This is a genomic window from Gordonibacter pamelaeae 7-10-1-b (genome assembly GCF_000210055.1).
Classification (GTDB): Bacteria; Actinomycetota; Coriobacteriia; order Coriobacteriales; family Eggerthellaceae; genus Gordonibacter; species Gordonibacter pamelaeae.
In genome coordinates, this window is sequence record NC_021021.1 from 3131294 (window position 1) to 3134666 (window position 3373).

General features: G+C 69.1%; 4 protein-coding genes. 1 reads left to right on the forward strand and 3 read right to left on the reverse strand.

The window, feature by feature from the left end; translation table 11 throughout:
- Positions 1-127: 127 nt before the first annotated feature.
- From GPA_RS14375 to GPA_RS14385, 3 genes are all read right to left on the reverse strand, one after another.
- Entirely contained in the window at positions 128-1084 is a 957-nt protein-coding gene (locus GPA_RS14375; protein ID WP_041239709.1) for a ParB/RepB/Spo0J family partition protein, read from the reverse strand.
- Entirely contained in the window at positions 1071-1835 is a 765-nt protein-coding gene (locus GPA_RS14380; protein ID WP_015540325.1) for a ParA family protein, read from the reverse strand. The genes GPA_RS14375 and GPA_RS14380 overlap by 14 nt, the downstream gene beginning before the upstream one ends.
- Before the next feature lie 203 nt (positions 1836-2038).
- Entirely contained in the window at positions 2039-2410 is a 372-nt protein-coding gene (locus GPA_RS14385) for a YraN family protein (RefSeq protein WP_015540326.1), read from the reverse strand.
- Between the two features lie 548 nt (positions 2411-2958).
- On the opposite strand from GPA_RS14385, the gene GPA_RS14390 reads away from it, so the two are divergent.
- Positions 2959-3222 carry a hypothetical protein gene (locus tag GPA_RS14390; RefSeq protein ID WP_231847661.1) on the forward strand — a complete coding sequence of 88 codons (264 nt, stop codon included), beginning with the start codon at positions 2959-2961 and terminating at the stop codon, positions 3220-3222.
- Positions 3223-3373: the final 151 nt, after the last annotated feature.

The following is a 3373-nucleotide window of genomic DNA, read 5'->3' on the forward strand; positions in this document are numbered from 1 at the left end:
CTCGGGCGCCGCCCCTGGGACCGGGCCTCGCGAAAGCGGGCTCCCGAACGGCCCGCGGCATGACGGGTCCGAGGCCGCCCGGTCCCCAAGTGCTATGGACGCCCGACGCGATGTCGGACGCCATAGGCTACTTGCTGGATTTCGGGCCTGAGGCCCTTCTGCGGCGCTTTCGGGCATCGGTGCCCGCCTCCGCGTACGGAGCGGTCATGAGCGCCATCTCGCGCAGCAGCGAGAGGTCGGCCGCGCTCGGGCTCTCGGGCGGGCTCTCCAGGAAATCGGCGACGAGCCTCGCGGCCTTGGCGATGCGCCCGTCGGGGCCGGCCTGTGTCTTGCCCTCGCTCCTCACGTAGTCGGAGAGCTCCCGCTTGGTGCGCCGCCAGGGCTCCATGGCGGCGTGCATCTCCGCCTGGCGCTCCTTCGGCATGCCCGCGAGCGAGCGCACCGCCTCGGCGCTGAGGTTGCCGCGGTCGGCCTCGGCGGCCCACTCGGGCGAGAGGTCCTCGGCGATCCTGCGGGCAAGCCTCTCCTCGCGCGCGATGGTCTTGCCGGAGACCTTGCGGCCCGTCTGCCGCTCGATGATGGCGGCCTTCACGTCGTCGACGCGCATGCCGGAAAGCGACGGGTCCTCGGAGCGCAGGCGCACGGCGTCGCCCCTGAGCGCCTCGGTAGCGGCGGCGCGCTCGGTCACGGTGAGCGCGCGGGTGAAGTAGTTCGCGGCGTGGAGCAGCGTCACCGCCCGCTCGTCGTCGATGCCCTCGATCACGCGACAGGGCATCCTCTCGTAGGCGGGGTCGTCCTTCGCGAGCAGCGCGTAGGCGGCCTTGCGCCGGTGCCCGGAGACCATCTGCCATGAGCCGTCGCCGACCTTGCGCACGAGCGGCAGGTCGGTGAGGCCGTCCTGGCGTATCGACTCGGCGAGCTCGGCTATGCCCGCCGGGTCCATGGAGTACGCGGCGTTCTCCGGGTGGTCGGCGATGTCGGCCACCGCGATCTCGGACACCGGGTAGCGTCCGCGGGTGCGCGCAGCGCCGTCGAGGAGCCCCGTGATGGTGAAGCCCGCGGCCACCTGGCTAGGCGAGCTCACGGGACACCTCGTCTGCGAGCGCCTCGTAGTCGCGCGCGGGGCGGCTCCCCGGCTCGAAGGCGGCCACCGGCTTCCACTGCCAGCTGCCCTCGCAGACCTTGCTGCTCGCGTGGATGACCGTCTCGAACTGCTCGCCCGGGAAGAACCCGTCGAGCACGGCCGCTCCCGTGGCCTCGGCGTTGGTCATGCGGCCGGGCACGCAGGTGCGCAGTATCTTCCATCTGGGCGTGGGCATGCGCAGGGCGTCTGAGATGGAGCGCGTCGCCTCCACGGTGAGCGCAGTGCCGCGCATCACGGTGGAGTCGAGCTTCACGGGGATGACGACCATGCCGCCCTCCGCGGCGGCGAGGTAGGCGTTGAAGGCGAGCCTGCGCATCACGGGGCTGCAGTCGATGAGGCAGACGTCGTAGGAGCCCGAGGCGTCGTCGAGGGCGAACTTGAGGCGCTGCTCGCGCAGGAGCATCTCGTTCTGGTCGACGAGGTCGATGGTCGAGGCCACCACGTCGAGGCTCTCCCCGGCGGCGTAGGCGACCTCCTCCACGGGTGCGCCGCCGTAGAGCAGCTCGACCGAGGTGCGCCGCTCGGAGGCGGCCCGATCGTAGAGGCCGAAGAAGTCGGTGGCAGATGCCTGCGGGTCGAGGTCGACGAGCAGGGTCCGAAGGCCCCGGGCGGCGAAGATCGCCGCCAGGTTCACGGCGGTCGTCGTCTTGCCGACGCCGCCCTTGTAGTTGGAAATGGCTATCGTGCGCATGGGTCGCGTCCTCTCTAGCGTGGGGCGCGCCTCGCCGCATCCGGTCCGGCGCGCCCCGAGTCTCGGAGCGTCGGGACAAAACCGTACGGATTTGTCCGACAAGCGGAGTGTACCACGAAAACGTACGGATGTGTACGCTTTCGTGGTACAGGGTCGGATTCGGGAAAAGCCCGGCCCCGGGAGCCCGGGGCCGGGCGCGCCGCCTAGGAGAGCGGCTCCATCTCGCCGAAGCAGTTGATGTGGTGGCGAAGGAGCGCTCGGTTCTCCTTGACGACCATCATCGCCACCTCGTCGAAGCGGACCGGGGTGTCTGCGTAGTCGTCGCTGTTCCCCGCGAGCCACGTCGCCGCCAGCGCCTCGCGCAGCCCGCGCGCCCTGTGGGCCTCGGGGAAGCCGTCCGTCCCGATCCGGACCGTGGCGTCGACGAAGACCAGGGTCCCGTCCTCGTCCACCGCCACGAGGTCGATCCCGCCGATGCCCTCGGGCCCCTGCCAGGCCTCGTCGACGATCTCGTAGCCCTTGCGCTCGAGGAAGGCCCTGACCGCGCCCATCGCCTTTTCCTTCATGTCGTTCATGTCTTGCTCCTTAGACTCTGAGGCCCGCCCCTGTGGCGTGCCTTGCGCCGCGTGAGTCGCATGCAGCGCGGGCGTGCCTGCAAGGGAGGAAGCGAAGTCGGGCGTGGTTATAGAAATCTCCCGACGTCAGTTTTTCGCGTTGTTCGCGCGCGGAGCGCATGGGGCGAAGAACCCGAAAAAGTGTCGCGGCCCTTGCGGGCCGCCCGCCGGCGTGCGACCCTGCGCGTCCAAGGAGCGCCAGGGCGGTGTTTCGGATCAATGGGGCGAAGGCGTGCGGCATGGAATCGGGCATGGGCGCCGGGGCTTCCGGACATGGGATGCGATCTGTCGGCGATTGCTGGGGCGCTCGCGAGGGTTACGTCGGGACGTCGCGTGGAGGACGGAGGCTGGTCCCCGAGTCGCGGCGAATCGGTCCGAAACGGGACGGCATTTCCCGCGCCGCTTGCGGCCGATATGCGCACGGGATTGCTGGCGGCGAGGTGGTTCTCCGTGCGGAACGGCTACGGTGCTGCGCAACACGTCCGTTGAGAGAAGGAGTCGAGCTGATATTGGGCTACGAAGAGAAGTTGGAGCGCATGGAGCTGATCGATGCCGTGTGCGATGCCGGGAGGCTGACGAGGGGCCTGGACCAGTTGCTCGAGTCCCTGGCGCACGCCGACCAGCTGGACCCGCTCGACGTCGAGGGGGTCCTGGCCCTGAGGTCGATAAGCGAGAGGTGCGCCGAGCGCATAGACGACGCTACGCGCATCTTGGAGGCGCAGAATGAGGCCCTTTACGCCGAAGAGCGGGCGGAGAAACAAAAACCGTCGTGAGGGCTAAGCGGCCGAACCCGCCGTTCGAGCTGCCGTCACTACCCGCATAGAGACCACGCGAACCGAACATCCAACCGATTAGGGACTACCCGATCAAAGAAACGGTGCACTTCAAGCCGAAAGACGTCACGGGCGACATCGTAATCTCACT